The organism is Rathayibacter sp. Leaf296 (assembly GCF_001423045.1).
Lineage (GTDB): Bacteria > Actinomycetota > Actinomycetes > Actinomycetales > Microbacteriaceae > Rathayibacter > Rathayibacter caricis.
The window spans coordinates 2,060,282-2,080,023 of the sequence record NZ_LMNR01000001.1; the positions used below are offsets into that span (position 1 = coordinate 2,060,282).

Here is a 19,742-nt window from a genome sequence, read left to right on the forward strand (position 1 = left end):
GCTCCGCGGCTACTCGACCAGCAGGGCGGCCGCGAGCCGTACGTGTGGGGAGGCGCAAGGAGCGCGCCGCCGCAGGCGCGCCTCCCCACCTCGCAGCACCCCCGAGGCGAACCGGTGATCCGCGTCCCAGCGGATCGCCGTAGCCGGACGCACCCCGCTCCACCCGCCGCACCCCGTCGCGAAGCCGACCGCGCCGAGCCGGGCAGGGACCGGCTCGCGTCAAGCACAGCCGACCGCGCCGAGCTGGGCAGGGACCGGCTCGCAATCGAATTCAGTACAGGCAGTTGGGCCCCAGCAGCGACTTCAGCTCTCCGAACAGGTCCGGAGTGATGCGGACCGGGAACGGCACTTCGAAGACGCGGGCCGTGTCGCCCTTGATGAGCTTCAGCCGCACCTCGGTCGAGCCGGAGTGGCGGATGAGCACGTCGCTGAGCTGCGAGACGGTGTCGGTCGTCGCGCGGGACTCGGGCAGGGAGACGGTCAGCGGCCCGGAATCGCCGTCCTGGTTCATCTCGGGGGCGAAGAGGCTGAAGGCGTGCAGGTTCATGCCGTCGTCGCGCATGCTGACGCGGCCGCGGACGACCACGATGGAGTCGTTGGTGAGCGCGGGAGCGAACTCCTGGTACGCCTTGCCCATGAACATGCAGGTGATCTCACCGCCGAAGTCCTCGACCTGGATCATCCCGTACTGGTTGCCCGAGGTCTTCGCCATGCGGTGCTGGACGCTCGTGACGAGCCCGGCGACGACGACGGTCTCGCCGTCGCCGATGGTCTCCGACACGAGGAGGTCGGCGATGGTCGTGCTGTAGTGCTTGGCCAGTTCCGTCTCGAGGCCGGCGAGCGGGTGGTCGGACACGTAGAGGCCGAGCATGTCCCGCTCGAAGGCGAGCTTGTCGCGCTTGGCCCACTCGGGCCGCTCCGGCACCTGGACCGCCGCCTGCGGTTCGTCCCAGAGGCTGTCGAAGTCGAAGCCGACCTGTCCGTTGGCCTCGTTCCGCTTCTCGCCGACGGCCGCCTCGACGGCGTCCTCGTGGATCTCGACGAGCGCACGGCGCGTGGACCCGAGCGAGTCGAACGCACCGGCCTTGATCAGCGACTCGATGGTGCGCTTGTTGGTCGCCTGCATCGGCACCTTGCGGAGGAAGTCGTGGAACGTCTCGAAGCGCCCCTTCTCCTCCCGCGCCGCGCGGATGCCCTCGACGACGTTGGTGCCGACGTTGCGGACGGCGCCGAGGCCGAAGCGGATGTCGGTGCCGACCGCGGTGAAGAACCCGATGGACTCGTTGACGTCCGGCGGCAGCACCTTGATGCCCATCCGCCGGCACTCGTTGAGGTACGCCGCCATCTTGTCCTTCGAGTCGCCGACGCTCGTCAGCAGCGCCGCCATGTACTCCGCGGGGTAGTGCGCCTTGAGGTAGGCCGTCCAGTACGAGACGACGCCGTAAGCGGCCGAGTGCGCCTTGTTGAAGGCGTAGTCCGAGAACGGCAGCAGGATGTCCCAGAGCGTCTTGACGGCCTCCATGGAGTACCCGTTGGCGGTCATGCCGCCCGAGAAGCCCTCGAACTGCTTGTCCAGCTCGGACTTCTTCTTCTTGCCCATCGCGCGCCGCAGCAGGTCGGCCTGCGCGAGCGTGAAGCCCGCGAGCTTCTGCGCGATCGACATGACCTGCTCCTGGTACACGATCAGGCCGTAGGTGCCGCCGAGCACCTCCGCGAGCGGCTCCTCGAGCTCGGGGTGGATCGGCGTGATCGGCTGGACGCCGTTCTTGCGCAGCGCGTAGTTCGTGTGGGAGTCGGCGCCCATCGGACCCGGGCGGTAGAGCGCCAGCACGGCCGAGATGTCCTCGAAGTTGTCGGGCTTCATCAGCCGCAGGAGCCCGCGCATGGGCCCGCCGTCGAGCTGGAACACGCCGAGGGTGTCGCCGCGGGCGAGGAGCTCGTAGGCCGCGGGGTCGTCGAGCTCGAGGTCCTCGAGCACGAGGTCCTGCCCGCGGTTGGCCCGGATGTTGTCGAGCGCGTCGTCGATGATCGTGAGGTTGCGTAGCCCCAGGAAGTCCATCTTGATCAGACCGAGGGACTCGCACGCGGGGTAGTCGAACTGCGTGACGATCTGGCCGTCCTGCTCCCGCTTCATGATCGGGATGATGTCGAGCAGCGGATCGCTCGACATGATGACGCCCGCGGCGTGCACGCCCCACTGGCGCTTGAGGTTCTCGAGTCCGAGCGCGGTGTCGAAGACGAGCTTGGCCTGCGGGTCCTCGGCGATCACGTTCCGGACGTCGACCGCTTCCTTGTAGCGGGCGTGCGCGGGGTCGTTGATGCCGCTGAGGGGGATGTCCTTGCCCATGATCGCGGGCGGCATCGCCTTGGTCAGCTTCTCCCCCATGCCGAACGGGAAGCCCAGGACGCGCGAGGCGTCCTTGAGCGCCTGCTTCGCCTTGATGGTGCCGTAGGTGACGATCTGCGCGACGCGCTCGTCGCCGTACTTGTCGGTCACGTACCGGATGACCTCGCCGCGGCGACGGTCGTCGAAGTCGACGTCGAAGTCGGGCATGGAGACGCGGTCGGGGTTCAGGAACCGCTCGAAGATCAGGCCGTGGCGCAGCGGGTCGAGGTCGGTGATCTTCATCGCGTACGCGGCCATCGAGCCGGCGCCGGATCCTCGACCGGGACCCACGCGGATCCCGTTGCGCTTGGACCAGTTGATGAAGTCGGCGACGACGAGGAAGTAGCCGGGGAAGCCCATCTGCAGGATGACCTGCGTCTCGTAGTCGGCCCGGGCGCGGACCTCGTCGGAGAAGCCGTCCGGGTAGCGCTCGCGGAGTCCCGCCTCGACCTCCTTGACGAACCAGGTGTCCTCGGTCTCCCCCTCCGGCACCGGGAAGCGCGGCATGTAGTTGGCACTCGTGTCGAACTGCACGTCGCAGCGCTCGGCGATGAGGAGCGTGTTGTCGCACGCCTCCGGGTGATCGCGGAAGACCTGCCGCATCTCGCGGGGCGACTTGAGGTAGAACTCGTCGGCGTCGAACTTGAAGCGCTTGGGGTCGTCGAGCGTGGTCCCCGACTGCACGCACAGCAGCGCCGCGTGCGAGGTCGCATCGTGCGCGTGCGTGTAGTGCAGGTCGTTCGTCGCGACGAGCGGGAGGTCGAGGTCCTTGGCGAGGCGGATCACGTCGCCGATGACCCGGCGCTCGATGTCGAGGCCGTGGTCCATGATCTCGGCGAAGAAGTTCTCCTTGCCGAAGATGTCGCGGTAGTCCGCCGCCGCCTGGCGGGCCTCCTTGTACTGCCCCAGCCGCAGGCGCGTCTGCACCTCGCCGCTCGGGCAGCCGGTCGTGCCGATGAGGCCCTCGGAGTACTGCGAGAGGATCTCGCGGTCCATCCGGGGCTTGAAGTAGTAGCCCTCGATCGACGCCCGCGAGGACAGCCGGAAGAGGTTGTGCATCCCCGTCGTCGTCGAGCTCAACAGCGTCATGTGGGTGTACGCGCCGGAGCCGGACACGTCGTCGCCGCCGCCGTCGCCCCAGCGGATCCGGGTCTTGTCCGAGCGGTGGGTCCCGGGCGTGAGGTACGCCTCGGTGCCGATGATCGGCTTGATGCCCGCTGCCGTCGCGGTGCGCCAGAAGTCGAAGGCGCCGAACACGTTCCCGTGGTCGGTGACGGCGATCGCGGGCATGCCCTCCTCGACCGCCGCGTCGATGAGCGGCTTCACCCGCGCGGCTCCGTCGAGCATCGAGTACTCGCTGTGCACGTGGAGGTGGACGAAGGAATCGTTACTCGGCAAGGATGCGCCTCCGACGGACTGCGAGCGAGGGGACCGGGGACCCGGGGAGGGTCGTGAACGACCGCGGTGGAAAAGTCTAACCGCGCGAGGACGGCCGGACGGCGGGGAGCGACGGATCGCTCGGATCACTCCCCGCGCAGCACCGAGAGCGCGTGCGCGAGGTCGTCGGGATAGGACGCCTGGAACTCGACCCACTCCCCCGAACCCGGATGGGTGAAGCCCAGGCGCACCGCGTCGAGCCACTGGCGGGTGAGTCCGAGCCGGGCCGACAGAGTGGGGTCGGCCCCGTACATCGCGTCGCCGACGCACGGATGGCGCTGGGCGGCCATGTGCACCCGGATCTGGTGGGTGCGGCCGGTCTCGAGGTGGATCTCGAGCAGCGAGGCGAACGGGAAGGCCTCGATGGTCTCGTAATGGGTCACCGACGGCTTGCCATCGGCCCGGACCGCGAACTTCCAGTCCGAGGAGGGGTGGCGTCCGAGCGGCGCGTCGATGGTGCCGACGAGCGGGTCCGGGTGGCCCTGGACGACCGCGTGGTAGACCTTCTCGACCGTGCGGTCGTGGAACGCGCGCTTGAGGTGGGTGTAGGCCCGCTCCGACTTCGCGACCACCATGAGTCCGCTCGTGCCCGCGTCGAGGCGGTGCACGATGCCCGCTCGCTCCGCGGCTCCGGAGGTGGACACCGTGAAGCCGGCCGCGGCGAGGGCGCCCAGGACCGTGGGGCCCTCCCAGCCGACCGCGGGGTGCGCCGCGACTCCGACCGGCTTGTCGATGACGACGATGTCGTCGTCGTCGTGCACGATGCCGAGGTCGGGGACCGCGATCGGGACGATCCGCGGCTCCTCGCGGGGGGACCACTCCACCGTCAACCACGAACCGGCGACGACCCGGTCGCTCTTGTCGAGGACGCGGCCGTCGGCCGTCACTCCTCCGGCCTCCGCGACGTCGGCGGCGAAGGTGCGCGAGAAGCCCAGGAGCTTGGCCACGGCGGCGTCGGTGCGCAGGCCGTCGAGCCCGTCGGGGACGGGCAGGGAGCGGGACTGCGCCATCAGGCGCCGGTCCTCGGCTCGCCGTGCGGTGCGTCGGCGTCGTCGCCCGATCGCGCGGCGTCGGACGGCTCCTCGGCCGCGGCGGCCTCGCTCGCCTTCGTCGTGCGCGTGCCGTCGAGGTTCACGCCGCGCAGACTCAGGATCACGAAGATCGCCATCGCCGAGCAGATGGCGATGTCGGCGATGTTGTAGATCGCCGGGAGCAGCCAGGGCGTGTAGAGGAAGTCGACGACGTGTCCGAGACCGAACGACGGCTCGCGGAAGAGTCGGTCGAACAGGTTGCCGAGCGTGCCGCCGAGCAGCAGCCCGAAGAACAGCGCCCAGGCGGCCGAACGGATGCGCCGGGCGAACCAGATCACCGCGACGACCACGCACGCGGCGATGATCGAGAAGATCCAGGTCGAGCCGCTCGCGAGCGAGAACGCCGCCCCCGGGTTCTTCACGTAGTGGAGGATCAGGACGTCGCCCAGGACGTGGACGTCCTCGCCGAGCGTGAGGGTCGTCGTGACCAGGTGCTTCGCGATCTGATCGATCGCGAACACCGCGAGCGCAACGAGGCCGAGGGTGACGAGCACCCTCGGCCTGACGTTCGCTGCGGTGGTGCTACGCCCCAAAGCCGGGGAACGAGGACGACTCCGCCGGAACCGGCTGGACGTCGAGCTCGCGGAGCTGACCCTCGATGTAGCTCTTCAGCTTCTGGCGGTACTCGCGCTCGAAAGTGCGGAGCTCGTCGATGCGGTGCTCCACGGTCGCGCGCTCCTCGTCGAGCTTCGCGAGCTGCTGGCGCTGCTTCGCCTCGGCCTCGGCGACGAGGCGAGCGGCGGTCGCCCGGCCCTCGGCGACGAGAGCATCGCGCTTCTCGGCGCCCTCGCGGACGTGCTCCTCGTGGAGGCGGCGGGCGAGCTGCAGGAGTCCGCTGGAGGACTCGGCCTCGTCGACCGGGGCCGACTGCGACGCGGCGGGAGCGGCGACGGGCGCGGGCGTCGGAGTCGGCTCGGGCTCCGGCTCGGGGGCCGGGGTCTCGTCGACCACGGGAGCGGGGGACGTCACCGGCGCGGCGTCGCGCGGTGCGTCGGAGCCGCCGGAGGCGAGGCTCTGGCGCAGCTCCTCGTTCTCCTGGTTCAGGCGGCGGAGCTCCACGACGACCTCGTCGAGGAAGTCGTCGACCTCGTCCTGGTCGTAGCCCTCGCGGAACTTCGTCGGCTGGAACCGCTTATTGACAACATCTTCGGGAGTGAGCGCCATGGCTTTCCACCTTCGATTTCAAGTAGGTACACGTTTATCGACGTTCGACTAAAGCTAGCAACTTCGTGAACGCGGCGCAGTGCGAGCACCGCGGAGAACGTCAGGACGCCCCCACGATACAGGGAGCGGAAGTGATCCCGGCACCGCCCGGTGCACCCTCTCACTGAGGGACCACCGGGAAAGGCCGGAGTCGGATCAGGCGGCGCGGAGCCAGGTCGCGATGTACATGCCCACGATCACGCAGAGCATGGTGAGGCTCCAGCCGAAGTCGAGGGCGATCGGACCGATCGACACGGGCTTGATGAGCCGCCGGAAGAAGGAGATGGGCGGGTCCGTGACCGTGTAGACGGTCTCGGCGGCGACGAGACCGGCGCCGCGCGGACGCCAGTCACGGCGGATGACCCGCACCAGATCGAGCACGAACCTCGCCCACATGGCGAAGAAGTACAGGAGCAGGACGAAGTAGAGGACGCTCCCGAGGAGCGAGACGACGGAGGTCACCGCGGGCCAGGGCTCCCCGGGGTCAGGACTTCGCGAAGAACGACGCGTCGGCGTCGCTCTCGGCGGAGGCCGAGTCGCCGGCGACCGTGATGTGCGACGGCGAGAGCAGGAAGACCTTGCTCGTCACGCGCTCGATCCGGCCGTAGAGGCCCTGCGAGAGGCCGCTCGCGAAGTCGATGAGACGGCGGGCGTCCGCATCGCTCATCTGCGAGAGGTTGATGATCACGGGGATGCCGTCGCGGAAGTTCTCCGCGATGACCTGCGCGTCACGGTACTGCTTGGGGTGGACGGTGAGGATCTCGTTCATCTCGGCGTGGGCCGTCGCCTTCGGAGTCTGGGGGGTGGGCTTGCGGAGCGGGGTGACCGTCGCGCGGGGCTGCTGCGGGGCGGTCTGCTCGACCGGCGGGACGGGCTGGACGGGCGAGACCGGGGCGCGGTGGGCCGTGGTCGGAGCCGCCTCGACGGTGTCGGCGCGCTCGTACTCGACCTCTTCATCGGCGAGTCCGAGGTAGACCATCGTCTTCTTCAGCGGGTTGGCCATCTGTGTCCTCCGTGTCGTGTCTGCTCCCACTAGTGGGTCAGGTCGAGGTTAAGGGCGGGCGGGTCGATTGCCGGTGATTGCCGACCCGATTCGCAGGTGTGTCGCGCCCTCCGCGATCGCCTCGGCGAAGTCGTGCGACATGCCGGCCGAGACGGCGGAGGCCGACGGATCGATGGCGCGCACGCGCTCCGAGAGCGCGCGCAGTCGCGCGAACGCGGGATGGGGGTCCTCGCCGAGCGGAGCGACCGCCATGACGCCCCGGAAGCGCAGGTGCTCGGCGCTCGCGAGGGCCTCGGCGAGGTGCTCGACGTCGTCGGGTGCCGCGCCTCCGCGGTCCGGATCATCGGTGAGGTTGATCTGCAGGAAGACGTCGAGAAGGTCTTCCCCCGTGTCCAGGAGCGGGACGAGGGCGAGGCGGTCGACGGAGTGGATCGCCGACGCGTACCGACGCGCCTGCCGCGCCTTCTTGCTCTGCAGCTGCCCGATGAAATGCCAGCGCGCAGGAGTGCCGGCGAGCTCGGCCGCCTTCTCCTGCGCCTCCTGGTGCCGGTTCTCGCCGAAGTCGACGACGCCCAGTGCGAGCAGATCGCGGATCAGCGCGACGGGATGGAACTTGGTCACGACGATGGTGGTGATGCCACCGGGATCGCGACCGGCCGAGCGGGCCGCGTCGGCGACCCGCTCGGAGACCGAGGACCAGCGCGCGGCCAGCTCGGGATCGGTCACGGCCGACTACTTGAGGAAGTCGGGGATGTCGAGGTCGCTGTCGTCGTCGTCGAAGGACGGGTCGGCGACCGGCGCGGGAGCCGCGACGGGCGCGCTCGACCAGATCGATCCGGCGGCGGGGGCGGCCGCGGCGACGGGGACCGGCTCGGACGACTCCGACGCCGCGCTCTGCTGCGTGCGGGGCTGGGCGAGCGCCGCGGGAGCCTGCCCGCCCGGCTCTCCGCCGTCGAAGCCGGCCGCGATGACCGTGACGCGCACCTCGTCGCCGAGGGTGTCGTCGATGACGGCACCGAAGATGATGTTCGCCTCGGCGTGCACCGCCTCCTGGACCAGGCGGGCGGCGTCGTTGATCTCGAAGATGCCGAGGTTCGATCCGCCCTGGATCGAGAGCAGCACGCCGTGCGCGCCGTCGATGCTCGCCTCGAGCAGCGGGGACGCGACCGCGAGTTCGGCGGCCTTGATCGCGCGATCGGCGCCGCGCGAGGATCCGATGCCCATGAGCGCGGATCCGGCGCCCTGCATGACGGACTTGACGTCGGCGAAGTCGAGGTTGATCAGACCCGGAGTGGTGATGAGGTCGGTGATGCCCTGCACACCGGCGAGGAGGACCTGGTCGGCGGTGGCGAACGCCTCGAGCATCGAGATGCCGCGGTCGCTGATCTCGAGCAGGCGGTCGTTCGGGACGACGATGAGGGTGTCGACCTCGTTCTTCAGCGTCGCGACGCCGGCCTCGGCCTGGGTCTGGCGACGACGTCCCTCGAAGCCGAAGGGCTTGGTCACGACGCCGATCGTCAGGGCGCCGATCGACTTGGCGATGCGCGCGACGACGGGCGCGCCGCCGGTGCCGGTGCCGCCGCCCTCTCCGGCGGTCACGAAGACCATGTCGGCGCCGGCGAGCACCTCCTCGATCTCCTCGGCGTGGTCCTCGGCGGCGCGTCGGCCGACCTCGGGGTCGGCGCCCGCGCCGAGTCCACGGGTGAGCTCGCGGCCGACGTCGAGCTTGACGTCGGCGTCGCTGAGGAGGAGCGCCTGTGCATCGGTGTTGATGGCGATGAACTCGACGCCGCGAAGGCCGAGCTCGATCATGCGGTTGACGGCGTTGACGCCGCCGCCGCCGATGCCGACGACCTTGATCACGGCGAGGTAGTTCTGGTGTGAAGTCACGTGTCCGGCCTCCGGGCTGAACCTTAAACCTGTAGTTGAGGCTTAAAGTTATGCTGAGTATGCATTTGGGGTGTGGGATCGACGGTAGGCGGAGTCCGCTCCCGCTCGCGACAGACACGCCCGCATTCGGCAAAGAGCCGAGCGGATCCGTCCGGGCCGGGGCTCAGCGACGGCCGACGACGGCCGCGGCGGGCGAGGACACGTCGTACGACGACACCTCCGCCGGGTCCGTGGCCGCCATGAGCTTCTCCAGGACGACCGCCTTCTGCGCCGAGCGGTCGGGCCCGCCCCACATCACGACCGCTCCGTCGCCCAGGGTGAGCGTGACGTCGTCGCCCGTGGTGGCGGTCACCGCGGCGACCCGCCCGTCGAGGGACGCCGGGAGCGTGAGCAGCACCCGGGCCAGCGAGTGGAACGCCGTCCCCGTCGCTCCGCCCGACGGCGTGGTGAGGGTCGGGTACCCGGCCGGGGCCGTGTCGGAGGTCTCGATGACGACGCCCGCCGAATCGACGAGGTCGAAGCGGTCCCCGTTCAGCAGGACGCCGACCGGGGTCCGCTCGACGACGGACACGACCAGCGTGCTCGGCGGGCGGGTCTGCAGCGAGTAGCTCTGGATGAGCGGGTAGCCGCCGATCACGTCGCCGACGGCCTCGCGATCGACGAGGGTCAGCGGGACCCCGATCTGATCCGACAGCGAGTCCTCGAGCGCGACCGCGTCGATGCGCGAGGTGCCGGTGATCTCGATGGTCCTGACCGCCATCAGCGGGGAGTACGCCGCGACCGCGACGACGATCGCGAGGAGCACCAGGGATCCTGCGACGACCAGCGCGGTCAGGCGGCGACGGCGGGCGCGCCGGGTGAATCGGCGCACCTCGCCGCGCTCGAACCGGCGCCGGGTGCGGGCGGCCCGCGCGACGGCGCGCTGCTCGGCACCGGGCATCCGGAGCCCGGCGACGGCCGACCGCGCGGAGGCCGCGGCCCGGGAGGCACTACCCCGCGCAGAGGCGGGAGCGGAGGACTCTCCGGAACCGGACGACGCCCGCTCCGGCGGTCGCTCCTCGGTCGGAGTCGACGAGGCGGAACGAGTCGCCGGGACGATGCGGATCGGCTCGGTCGGCTCTCCGCTGGACTCCGGTACGGACTCCCGCTCGCGCGTCCCCGGGCGCACAGGCACGGCCGGACGGCGCCCCTCGGGCCGCTTCACGCCCGTCGCCCCCGTCGATCCGATCCGGTCATCGACCGACCGCGGCGTCCTCGTTCGCTCCGAGCGACTCGAGCAGCTGCGGGATGATGCGGTAGACGTCGCCGCAGCCCAGCGTGATGACGAAGTCGCCCTCGCGCGCGAGGCGCGCGGTCTGCTCCGCGGCCTCCTGCCAGTCGGCGAGGAAGGACACGTGCGACGGGTCCGCGAACTTGCCGCTCACGAGCGCGCCGGTGACGCCGGGCTCGGGATCCTCGCGGGCGCCGTAGACGTCCAGCACGATCGTCTCGTCGGCGTAGCGCTCGAGCGTCTCGGCGAACTCCTTCGCGAACAGGCGGGTCCTGCTGTACAGGTGCGGCTGGTGCACCGCGATGATGCGACCCTCCCCCACGACGGTCCGCGCGGCCGACAGCGCGGCCGCGACCTCGGTCGGGTGGTGGGCGTAGTCGTCGTAGACGCTGACGCCGCGGACCGCGCCGTGCAGCTCGAATCGGCGCTCGGTCCCTCCGAAGGCCGACACGGCCTCGAGCGAGGCGGCGGGATCGAAGCCGAGGCCGACGAGCACGGCGAACGCGCCGGCAGCGTTGACGGCGTTGTGACGGCCCGGGATGCGCAGGCGGGCGGAGTAGCGGCGCCCTTCGAACTCGACGGTGAAGCCCACGGGGCCCACGAGCTCCAGGTCGACGACCCGCACGTCGGCGCCCTCCGCCTCGCCGAAGGTGAGGACCCGCTTGCCCTCGAGCTTCTCGGACACCTTCACCGCGCCGGGGTCGTCGGAGGAGATGACGACGAGCTCGCCCGCGTTCGACGCGAAGGTGACGAACGCGTCCTCGAACGCCTGCAGCGAGCCGTAGTGGTCGAGGTGGTCGGGATCGACGTTGGTGATCAGCGTCACCGCGGTGTCGTAGAGCAGGAAGCTGCCGTCCGACTCGTCCGCCTCCACGACGAAGAGGTCGCTCGACCCCGCCGCCGAGGAGGTGCCCAGGCTCTCGATGATGCCGCCGTTCACGAAGCTCGGATCGGCGTCGAGACCCAGCAGACCGGTCACGATCATGCCGGTCGAGGTGGTCTTGCCGTGCGCGCCGGCCACCGCGACGAGGCGGTGCCCGCGGACGAGCCAGGCGAGTGCCTGCGAGCGGTGCAGGACGGGCAGGCCCCGCTCCTTCGCGAGGACGTACTCCGGGTTGTCCGGCCAGAGGGCGGAGGTGACGACCACGGCCTCGGCGTCACCGAGGTTCTCCGCGTCGTGACCGATGGCGACCGGGATGCCGAGCTCGCGGAGCTGCTCGATCGGGTGCGACTCGCGCACGTCCGATCCGGTGACCCGGTGACCGGCGTGGTGGAAGAGGCGCGCGATACCGCTCATGCCCGATCCGCCGATGCCGATGAAGTGCACCGATCCGAGTTCGTCGGGGACGGTGATGCCGAGGTCGGGCTTGATCACGGAGGTCTCGCTTTCGGGTCTTCGGCGGCCGGGAGTCGCTGCGGCGAGGGGGCCGGGGCGTGGCGCCGGATCAGTGTAGACGGTGCTGCGGAAGCGTTCGGGGAGCCGCGCGGAGGGGTGTCATCGGCGTGCCGCGAGGGCCGAGTCGACGAGGTCGACGAGCCGCTCGGAGCCGTCGCGGACGCCGACCGTGGCGGCACGGCGGCCCATGGCCTCGAGCCGTTCGGGGTCCTGCAGCAACGGGACGAGCCCGCTCTGCACCCAGCCGGGGAGGAAGGCGGCGTCCTCGACCAGGAGCGCTCCCCCGGCCTCGACGACGCCCCGGGCGTTGAAGCGCTGCTCGCCGTTGCCGACGGGGTACGGGACGTACACCGCGGGCAGACCGAGCGCGCTCAGCTCGCTGACGGTGGCGGCTCCGGCCCGCGAGACGGCGACGTCGGCGGCCGAGAGGGCGAGGTCCATCCGGTCGCAGTACGGGAGGAGGTGGTAGCCGGCAAGACCCGGGTCGGAGATCTCGGCGCGGTCGCCGGTGATGTGCAGGATCTGGACGCCGGTGGCGAGGATCACCGCGGCGGACGCGTGCACCGTGGCGTTGATCCGCCGGGCGCCGAGCGAGCCGCCGGTCACGAGCAGGGTGGGGCGCGCGGCGTCCAGCCCGAACGCCGCGATCGCCTCGTCGCGCCGAGCGGAGCGGTCGAGGTCCGCGATCTCGCGGCGCAGCGGCATGCCGACGACGGTCGCGTGCGGCAGCGGAGTGCCCTCGAACGCGACACCGACGAAGCGGGTGCCGCGGGCGCCGAGCCGATTCGCGAGACCGGGGCGGGCGTTCGCCTCGTGCACGACGTAAGGGACGCGGGCGCGGCGGGCGGCGAGGTACGCGGGAGCCGCCGCGTAGCCGCCGTAGCCGACCACCACGTCGATCCGGCGGTCGCGGATCGTGCGCACGACGCCGTCGATCGCGGACGTGAGCGCGCCGGGGAAGCGCAGCACTGCGGCGTCCGGCCGACGCGGGAACGGCAGCCGGGGGATCACGGACAGCTCGTAGCCGCGGAGCGGGACGAGACGGGCCTCGAGTCCCTCGGCGGTGCCGAGCACCAGTACCTCGGCATCCGCGTCGCGCGCGCGGATCTCGTCGGCGGTCGCGAGCAGCGGATTCACGTGGCCGGCGGTGCCGCCGCCGGCGAGCAGGTAGCGGGTCACTTCGCAGCGGCCTTCCTGGAGCGGCGGGGCGCGCCGAGGTGCGGCAGCCCGGTCGTCTGGTTGCGGGAGAACGAGAGCACGACCCCGATGGCGAGCAGCGAGCTGAGCAGGGCGGTGCCTCCGGAGGAGATGAGCGGGAGGGGCACGCCCAGGACCGGGAGGACCCCGAGCACCACTCCGATGTTCACGAACGCCTGGCCGATCAGCCAGACCATGACGGCCGCCGTGGTGACGCGCACGAAGGGGTCGGTGGCGGCGTGGATGATGCGGAAGAAGGCGACGGACAGCACCACGAACAACGCCAGCACGACGATCGCGCCGATCAGGCCGAGCTCCTCGCCGATGATCGCGAAGATGTAGTCGTTGTCGGCAGCCGGGAGCCACGACCACTTCGCCTTCGAGTTCCCCAGCCCGACGCCGAACACGCCGCCGGAGGCCATCGCCCAGGTGCCGTGCAGGGGCTGCCAGCAGGACGTCTCGTACTGCCCGGGCCCCGAGCAGTCGCCGAGGAAGGAGAAGATGCGGGTGCGGCGGTTCTCGGTCGAGATCGCGAAGAGGACGGCTCCGGCCGCGCCGATGAGCACGAGCGGGGTGAGCACCCGCATCGGCATCCCGGCGTAGAACAGCGCCGCGAGCACGATGCCCGCCATGATCACGACGGTTCCGAGGTCTCCTCCCGCGAGCACCAGCAGGATCGCCGATCCGGCGACGAGCAGGACGGGGACCAGCGCGCTCTTCCACTCCGTCACCGCTCGGAAGCGCCGAGCGAGCAGCAGGCCGAGCCAGAGGGCGAGGCCGAGCTTGAGGATCTCGGAGGGCTGCAGCGTGAAGGCGCCCAGCTTCAGCCAGTTCTTGTTGCCGCCCGTTCCCACTCCGAGCGGCGAGACGACGACGAGCAGCTGCAGGACGCAGCCGGCGCCGAGCAGCCACGGTGTCGACCGCTTGAGCAGGGTGAGCGGGACGCGCGAGACGAGGAGCATCAGCGGGATCCCGGCCAGCGCGAACACACCCTGGCGGAGGAACCCTCCGAACGAGTCGGCGCTCGACCGGAAGGAGGTCACCGAGGAGGAGGAGAGGACCATGGTCAGCCCGAACAGCACCAGGAACAGCGTGGTGCCGAACAGGAGGTAGAAGTTCGGCGACTCGGAGGCGAAGACCTTCGCGAGGACGACGCGCGCGGTGCGCACCCCGCCCCGCTCCTTCGCGGGCCGGCCGCTCTCGGACTTCGCGCCCTGCGGAGCCCTGCCGGTCTCAGTGCGGGAGCGGCCCGTCGTCGGAGCGGTCATCGGCCCCTCCTCCCAGATACGTCTCGACGGCCGCGGCGAACGAGCGGCCCCGCGCCGCGTAGTCGCGGAACTGGTCCATGGATGCTGCGGCGGGTGCGAGCAGGACGACGTCGCCCTCGAAGGCGAGCACCGCGGCGGCCTCGACGGCCGTCTGCATCACCGCCCCAGTGTCATCCGGGACCACCTCGGTGACGGGGAGTTCGGGCGCGTGTCGCCGGAATGCCTCGAGGACCGCGACACGGTCGACTCCGATCACCACGGCGCCCCGGAGGCGGCCGACGTGCGCGGCGACGAGGGCGTCGACGTCGACGCCCTTGAGCAGGCCGCCGACCAGCCAGACGACCGACGGGTACGCGCGGAGCGACGCGTCGGCGGCGTGCGGATTGGTGGCCTTCGAGTCGTCGATCCACGTCACTCCGGAGCGCTCGGCGACGACCTGGATGCGGTGCGCGTCGAGCTCGAAGACCGCCAGGGCGCGGCGGATCGCGCCCGGCTCGATGCCGCAGGCCCGCGACAGGGCGGCGGCGGCGAGGACGTTCTGCACGATGTGCGGGGCGGCCAGGTGGCGGGCGGCCAGTTCGTCGACCGTCGCGATCTCGATCGCGCTGCTGTGCCGGTCCTCCAGGAACGCGCGGTCGCAGAGGATCCCGTCGACGATGCCGAAGTCGCTCGGCCCGGGCACGCCGAGTCCGAAGCCGATGGCCCGAGCGCCCTCGATCACCTCCGCGTCGAGCACCATCTGCTCCGTGGCGGCATCGGCCCGGTTGTACACGCAGGCCACCCGCGTGTTCGTGTAGACCTTGGCCTTCGCGTCGCGGTACGCCTCGAACGAGCCGTGCCAGTCGAGGTGGTCCTCGGCGATGTTGAGGCAGGTGGACGCGATCGGCTCGATCGCGCCGAGGTAGTGCAGCTGGTAGCTCGAGAGCTCGACGACGAGCACGTCGAAGCCCTGCGGATCGCGCACCGCGTCGAGGACCGGGACGCCGATGTTCCCGCAGGGCGCGGCTCGAAGCCCGCCGGCGACGAGCATCGTCGCGGTCAGCTGGACCGTGGTGGTCTTGCCGTTCGTGCCGGTGACGAGCACCCAGTCGGCCGGGGTGCCGTCGGCGCGCACGACCTTGTCGCGCACGCGCCAGGCGAGCTCGACGTCCCCCCACAGGGCGGTGCCCCTCGAGGCGGTCCACTCGAGGATCGGATGCGTCGGCCGGAAGCCGGGCGAGACGATGACGAGCTCCGGGTCGAACGCGACGAGCTCGTCGGGCACGGTGTCGAGGGTCTCGGCGCGGTGGAGGCGGGCGCCGATCACCTCGAGCAGGCGCTCGCGCTCCTCGTCAGCACGGTCGGCGAGGACCAGGACCTCCGCCCCGAGCTCGGTCAGGGTGTCGGCGACGGAGAAGCCCGTCACTCCGAGCCCCAGGACCGCGACGCGGAGCCCGCGCCAGTCGGAGTGCCAGCTGCGGAGGGAGTCGAGGCGGTCGGCGCGTGCGGAGTCGGTCATGCCAGGGAGAGCCATTCGAGGTAGAAGAGCCCGACACCGGCGGCCACGAGGATGCCGGCGATGATCCAGAAGCGGACCACGACGGTGATCTCGGCCCACCCCTTGAGCTCGAAGTGGTGGTGGAGCGGGCTCATCAGGAAGATGCGCTTGCCCCGGGTCAGCTTGAAGTAGATCCGCTGCACGATCACCGATCCGGTGACGATGACGAAGAGGCCGCCGATGAGGATGACGAGCAGCTCGGTGCGGGTCAGGATCGCCAGCGCGGCGAGGGCGCCGCCGAGGCCCAGCGAGCCCGTGTCGCCCATGAAGATCTGCGCCGGCGAGGTGTTCCACCAGAGGAACCCGACGAGCGCCCCCGAGATGGCCGCCGCGATGATCGCGAGGTCGAACGGATCGCTCACCGTGTAGCACTTGTCGGCGACCTCGGGATTGAGCTGCGCGTCGAAGCACCACTGGTTGGACTGCCAGAAGCCGATGATGACGTAGGACCCGATGGCGAGGATCGAGGACCCCGTCGCGAGGCCGTCGAGACCGTCGGCGACGTTCACGCCGTTCGAGGTGCTCGTGACGATGATGCAGATCCACAGCACGAACAGACCGATGCCGATCCAGCCGAGCGAGGCGAAGTCGAACGGCAGGTCCCGGATGAACGAGATCGACGTCGACGCGGGGGTCAGCCCGTTCTGGTCGCGCACCATGATCGCGATCACCGCGAAGCCCGCGGCGACGATCACCTGGCCGGCGATCTTCGCCCAGCCGCCGAGCCCCAGGCTCCGCTGGTTGCGGGTCTTCAGGAAGTCGTCGAGGAAGCCGACGAGGCCCAGGCCCACCATCATGAACAGCACCAGCAGCGCCGAGGGCGCCACCGCGCGGTTCCCGAACAGCATGCCGAGGAAGTACCCCGCCACGGTCGCGATGATGATGACGATGCCGCCCATCGTGGCGGTGCCGTGCTTGACGTGGTGCGACTTCGGTCCGTCCTCGCGGATGAACTGGCCCCACTGCAGCCGGTGGAAGAGCCGGATGAACAGGGGCGTCAGGAGGAGGGTGAACGCGCCGGAGAAGGCGCCCGCCAGAAGGAGTGCTCTCATCGGTGTCGCTCTCCCAGTCGGTCGCCGAGGAATCGCAGCCCGGCCGAGTTCGAGGACTTCACCAGGACGGTGTCGCCGCTCTGCAGGTAGTCCTCGAGGTACGCGTACGCGTCGTCGGCCGTGTCGACGAAGACGGACTCGCCGCTCCACGACCCCTCGCGCTCGGCCGCGATGTGGATGCGCCGTGCTCCGGCGCCCACGACGACGATCTGCGAGAGGTTCAGGCGGACGGCGTGCAGACCGATGCGGTCGTGCTCCTCATCCGCCCACTCCCCCAGCTCGCTCATCTCGCCGAGGACCGCGACCGTGCGGCCTCCGGGCTTCGCGATCTGCGCCAGGGTCCGCAGCGCCGCCGCGGTGGAGTCGGGGCTCGCGTTGTAGGCGTCGTTGACGACCACGACGTCGGACCCGCCGAGCACCTGCATCCGCCAGCGCTCGGCGAGCGTGACGGTCGAGAGCGCCTCGACGATCTCCCGCAGCGGGACGCCGACCGTGAGGGCGGCGGCGGTCGCGGCCAGGGCGTTCATCACGTGGTGCTCGCCCAGCACGCGCAGCAGCAGCTCGGCGCGGCCGGCCTCGCGGCCCTCGCCCTCGCGCACGACGATCGTGAACCGGGTGCCCTCCGCGGAGGGCTCGACGTCGACGGCGCGGACGTCGGCCCGCTCGCCGCGGCCGAACCAGAGCACGCGCGCGGCGGTGCGGCCGGCCATCGTGGCCACCCGGCCGTCGTCGGAGTTGAGCACCGCGACGTCGTCGGCGGTGAGGTCGGCGACCATCTCGGTCTTCGCCTCGAGGGTGCGCTCGATGCCGCCGAACTCGCCGGCGTGCGCGAGACCCACCGCGAGGACGATCCCGACGTCCGGCTTCGCCATGCGCACCAGGCGCCGGATCTCGCCGACGGCGCTGGCGCCCATCTCGGCGACCAGGAACCGCGTCGACTCCGACACCTGCAGCATCGTGATCGGCGCACCGACCTCGTTGTTGAACGAGCCGCGCGGGGCGACGGTCTCGCCGACGCGCTCGAGGATCGTGCGGAGGAGGTTCTTCGTCGTCGTCTTGCCGTTGGACCCGGTCACGCCGACGACGGTCAGCCCGCCGAGCGCACGGACGCGCCGGACGACCTCCGTCGCGAGGGCGCCGAGCGCCTGCACGGAGTCGTCGACGAGCACCTGCGGCACGTCGAGGTCGAGCGGGCGCTCCACGATCAGGAGGGCGGCGCCGTTCTGCACGGCGGCCGGCGCGAAGAGGTGCCCGTCGGTGTGCTCGCCGCGCTTGGCGACGAAGATCCCGCCGGGGCGGATCTCGCGGGAGTCGGTCTCGGTGGCGCCGTCGACGAGCGTCGACGCCGTCGAGGAGGGGCCGGCGAGGTGCAGGCGTCCGGAGACGGCCTCGGCGACCTCGGTGAGGGTCAGGGCGATCATCTAGAGCCAGCCCGCCTCACGCAGAGCCAGACGGACGTCGTCCCTGGCCGAATACGGCATGTGCACTCCTGCAACCTCCTGGTAGTCCTCGTGGCCGGGTCCGGCGTAGAGGATCGAATCCCCCTCGCGCGCGAGCGCGACGGCGACGCGCACGGCGGCGCGCGGGTCGGGGATCTCGTGGATCTCCCGGTCGGGTGACGCCTCCCTCGCCGCGCGGAGGAGGACGTCGCGGATCGCGGCGGGGTCCTCCCAGCGGGGGTGGAAGTCGGTGACGACGACGATGTCCGACAGCCTGGCGGCGATCGCGCCCATGTCGGCGCGCTTGGTCGGATCGCGGTCGCCGTCGGCTCCGAACACCATGATCAGGCGACCGGGCGTCAGTGCCCGCAGCGCCTCGAGGGCGTTCTGGAACGCGTCGGGAGTATGGCCGTAGTCGACGTAGACGCGCGGACCGCGCTCGCCCGAGACCCGCTCGGCGCGACCCGGGATGTACACGTCGAGGACGCCCTCCTCGAGGGCGTGCGCGATGGCTCCGAGGTCGAAGCCGGACTCGACCAGCATCACGATCGCGAGTGCGGCGTTCGCGGCCATGTACCAGCCGATGAGCGGCACGGTCACCTCGACCGAGCGGTGCTCGGGCCCGTCGAGCCGGAAGGTCGTCTGCTCGGTGGTTCCCGCGACGACGGTCATCGTCCAGTCCGCGGGGACGCCGGGGGCCACTCCGACCGTCGGGGAGCTCGCGAGGGTGGCGACGGGGATCCGTGAACGCTCGGCGAGCTCCCGGCCCCAGTCGCTGTCGACCGTCACGACGCCGCGGCGCGCTCGGTCGGGCTGGAACAGATCGGCCTTGGCCTCGAAGTAGTGGGCCATGTCGGAGTAGTCGTCGAGGTGGTCGTGGCTCAGGTTCGTGAAGCCGACGACGTCGAAGACGACACCGTCGATGCGGTGCCGGGTGAGCGCCTGGGCGGACACCTCGATCGACACGGCGCGAACCGCGGACTCGCGCATCCGTGCCAGGAGCGCGTGCAGCTCGCTCGCCTCGGGGGTGGTCAGGGAGCTCGGCACGGCGACGTCGCCGATGCGGCGCTCGGCTGTCGAGCTGAGACCGGAGACGACTCCGAGACGGCGCAGGAGCGCGTCGAGCAGGTAGACGACGCTCGTCTTGCCGTTCGTGCCGGTGACGCCGAACAGGGTGGGCACGTCCTCGCGGGTGCGGTGGATCCAGGAGGCGACGTCCCCGAGGGCGGCGCGCGGATCGGGGGTCACGAGGACGGGCAGGCCGCTCGCCGCGGCGAGGGCCGCGCCCTCCGGGTCGGTCAGCACCGCCACGGCGCCCGAGGCGGCGGCGTCGGAGGCGAACGCGGCGCCGTGCGCGCTCCGGCCGGCGACGCCGACGTAGAGGTCGCCGGACTCGACCTGACGCGAGTCGAGCGTCACTCCGCTCACCTCGACGCCCTCCGTCCCCGGAACGGCGCGGAGCGAGAACTCGGACACCAGCTGCGAGAGCGACCTCGGGACCGGATGCTCGGGTCGGAGGGAGGACTGCGGGCGAGTGACGTGCAATGCCCGCTCTTTCTCTCGTGGTGGTGCG

At 71.0% G+C, this 19,742-nt stretch carries 16 protein-coding genes; all 16 read right to left on the reverse strand.

Annotated elements, in window-relative coordinates; all coding sequences use genetic code 11:
* Positions 1-271 precede the first annotated feature (271 nt).
* Positions 272-3,733, reverse strand: coding sequence for a DNA polymerase III subunit alpha (gene dnaE / locus ASF46_RS09585; RefSeq protein ID WP_056867539.1), 3,462 nt, complete (start codon positions 3,731-3,733; stop codon positions 272-274).
* Positions 3,734-3,909: 176 nt separating this feature from the next.
* Complete coding sequence (locus ASF46_RS09590; RefSeq protein ID WP_056867266.1) at positions 3,910-4,833, reverse strand: RluA family pseudouridine synthase; 924 nt, start codon at positions 4,831-4,833, stop codon at positions 3,910-3,912.
* Positions 4,833-5,408 carry a signal peptidase II gene (gene lspA, locus ASF46_RS09595; RefSeq protein WP_056867267.1) on the reverse strand — a complete coding sequence of 192 codons (576 nt, stop codon included), beginning with the start codon at positions 5,406-5,408 and terminating at the stop codon, positions 4,833-4,835. Before lspA ends, ASF46_RS09590 begins: the two co-directional genes overlap by 1 nt.
* Before the next feature lie 28 nt (positions 5,409-5,436).
* Positions 5,437-6,078, reverse strand: coding sequence for a DivIVA domain-containing protein (locus ASF46_RS09600; protein WP_056867268.1), 642 nt, complete (start codon positions 6,076-6,078; stop codon positions 5,437-5,439).
* 195 nt (positions 6,079-6,273) lie between these two features.
* Positions 6,274-6,579, reverse strand: a complete 306-nt coding sequence (locus tag ASF46_RS09605; RefSeq protein WP_055794987.1) for a YggT family protein — start codon at positions 6,577-6,579, stop codon at positions 6,274-6,276.
* A gap of 22 nt (positions 6,580-6,601) precedes the next feature.
* Positions 6,602-7,120 (reverse strand): cell division protein SepF, encoded by a 519-nt coding sequence (locus tag ASF46_RS09610; protein WP_055794981.1) that lies wholly within the window; start codon positions 7,118-7,120, stop codon positions 6,602-6,604.
* Positions 7,121-7,168: 48 nt separating this feature from the next.
* Complete coding sequence (locus ASF46_RS09615; protein WP_056867269.1) at positions 7,169-7,846, reverse strand: YggS family pyridoxal phosphate-dependent enzyme; 678 nt, start codon at positions 7,844-7,846, stop codon at positions 7,169-7,171.
* Positions 7,847-7,852: 6 nt separating this feature from the next.
* Entirely contained in the window at positions 7,853-9,010 is a 1,158-nt protein-coding gene (gene ftsZ / locus ASF46_RS09620) for a cell division protein FtsZ (RefSeq protein ID WP_055794975.1), read from the reverse strand.
* A 163-nt stretch (positions 9,011-9,173) separates the two neighbouring features.
* The gene (locus tag ASF46_RS09625; RefSeq protein WP_056867270.1) at positions 9,174-9,950 is read right to left on the reverse strand and encodes a cell division protein FtsQ/DivIB; all 777 of its coding nucleotides are present in this window, start codon (positions 9,948-9,950) and stop codon (positions 9,174-9,176) included.
* A gap of 292 nt (positions 9,951-10,242) precedes the next feature.
* Positions 10,243-11,655, reverse strand: a complete 1,413-nt coding sequence (murC, locus tag ASF46_RS09630) for a UDP-N-acetylmuramate--L-alanine ligase (protein WP_056867271.1) — start codon at positions 11,653-11,655, stop codon at positions 10,243-10,245.
* A 120-nt stretch (positions 11,656-11,775) separates the two neighbouring features.
* Positions 11,776-12,855 (reverse strand): UDP-N-acetylglucosamine--N-acetylmuramyl-(pentapeptide) pyrophosphoryl-undecaprenol N-acetylglucosamine transferase, encoded by a 1,080-nt coding sequence (locus ASF46_RS09635; protein ID WP_056867272.1) that lies wholly within the window; start codon positions 12,853-12,855, stop codon positions 11,776-11,778.
* Complete coding sequence (gene ftsW, locus ASF46_RS09640) at positions 12,852-14,141, reverse strand: putative lipid II flippase FtsW (RefSeq protein WP_056867273.1); 1,290 nt, start codon at positions 14,139-14,141, stop codon at positions 12,852-12,854. The genes ASF46_RS09635 and ftsW overlap by 4 nt, the downstream gene beginning before the upstream one ends.
* A complete protein-coding gene (gene murD, locus ASF46_RS09645; RefSeq protein ID WP_056867274.1) occupies positions 14,107-15,639 on the reverse strand; it encodes a UDP-N-acetylmuramoyl-L-alanine--D-glutamate ligase in 1,533 nt (510 codons plus the stop codon). Before murD ends, ftsW begins: the two co-directional genes overlap by 35 nt.
* Positions 15,636-16,730, reverse strand: coding sequence for a phospho-N-acetylmuramoyl-pentapeptide-transferase (gene mraY / locus ASF46_RS09650; protein ID WP_056867275.1), 1,095 nt, complete (start codon positions 16,728-16,730; stop codon positions 15,636-15,638). The genes murD and mraY overlap by 4 nt, the downstream gene beginning before the upstream one ends.
* Positions 16,727-18,151, reverse strand: coding sequence for a UDP-N-acetylmuramoyl-tripeptide--D-alanyl-D-alanine ligase (locus ASF46_RS09655; protein WP_056867276.1), 1,425 nt, complete (start codon positions 18,149-18,151; stop codon positions 16,727-16,729). The genes mraY and ASF46_RS09655 overlap by 4 nt, the downstream gene beginning before the upstream one ends.
* On the reverse strand, positions 18,152-19,714 hold the full coding sequence (locus ASF46_RS09660) for a Mur ligase family protein (protein WP_056867277.1): 1,563 nt from the start codon (positions 19,712-19,714) through the stop codon (positions 18,152-18,154).
* Positions 19,715-19,742: the final 28 nt, after the last annotated feature.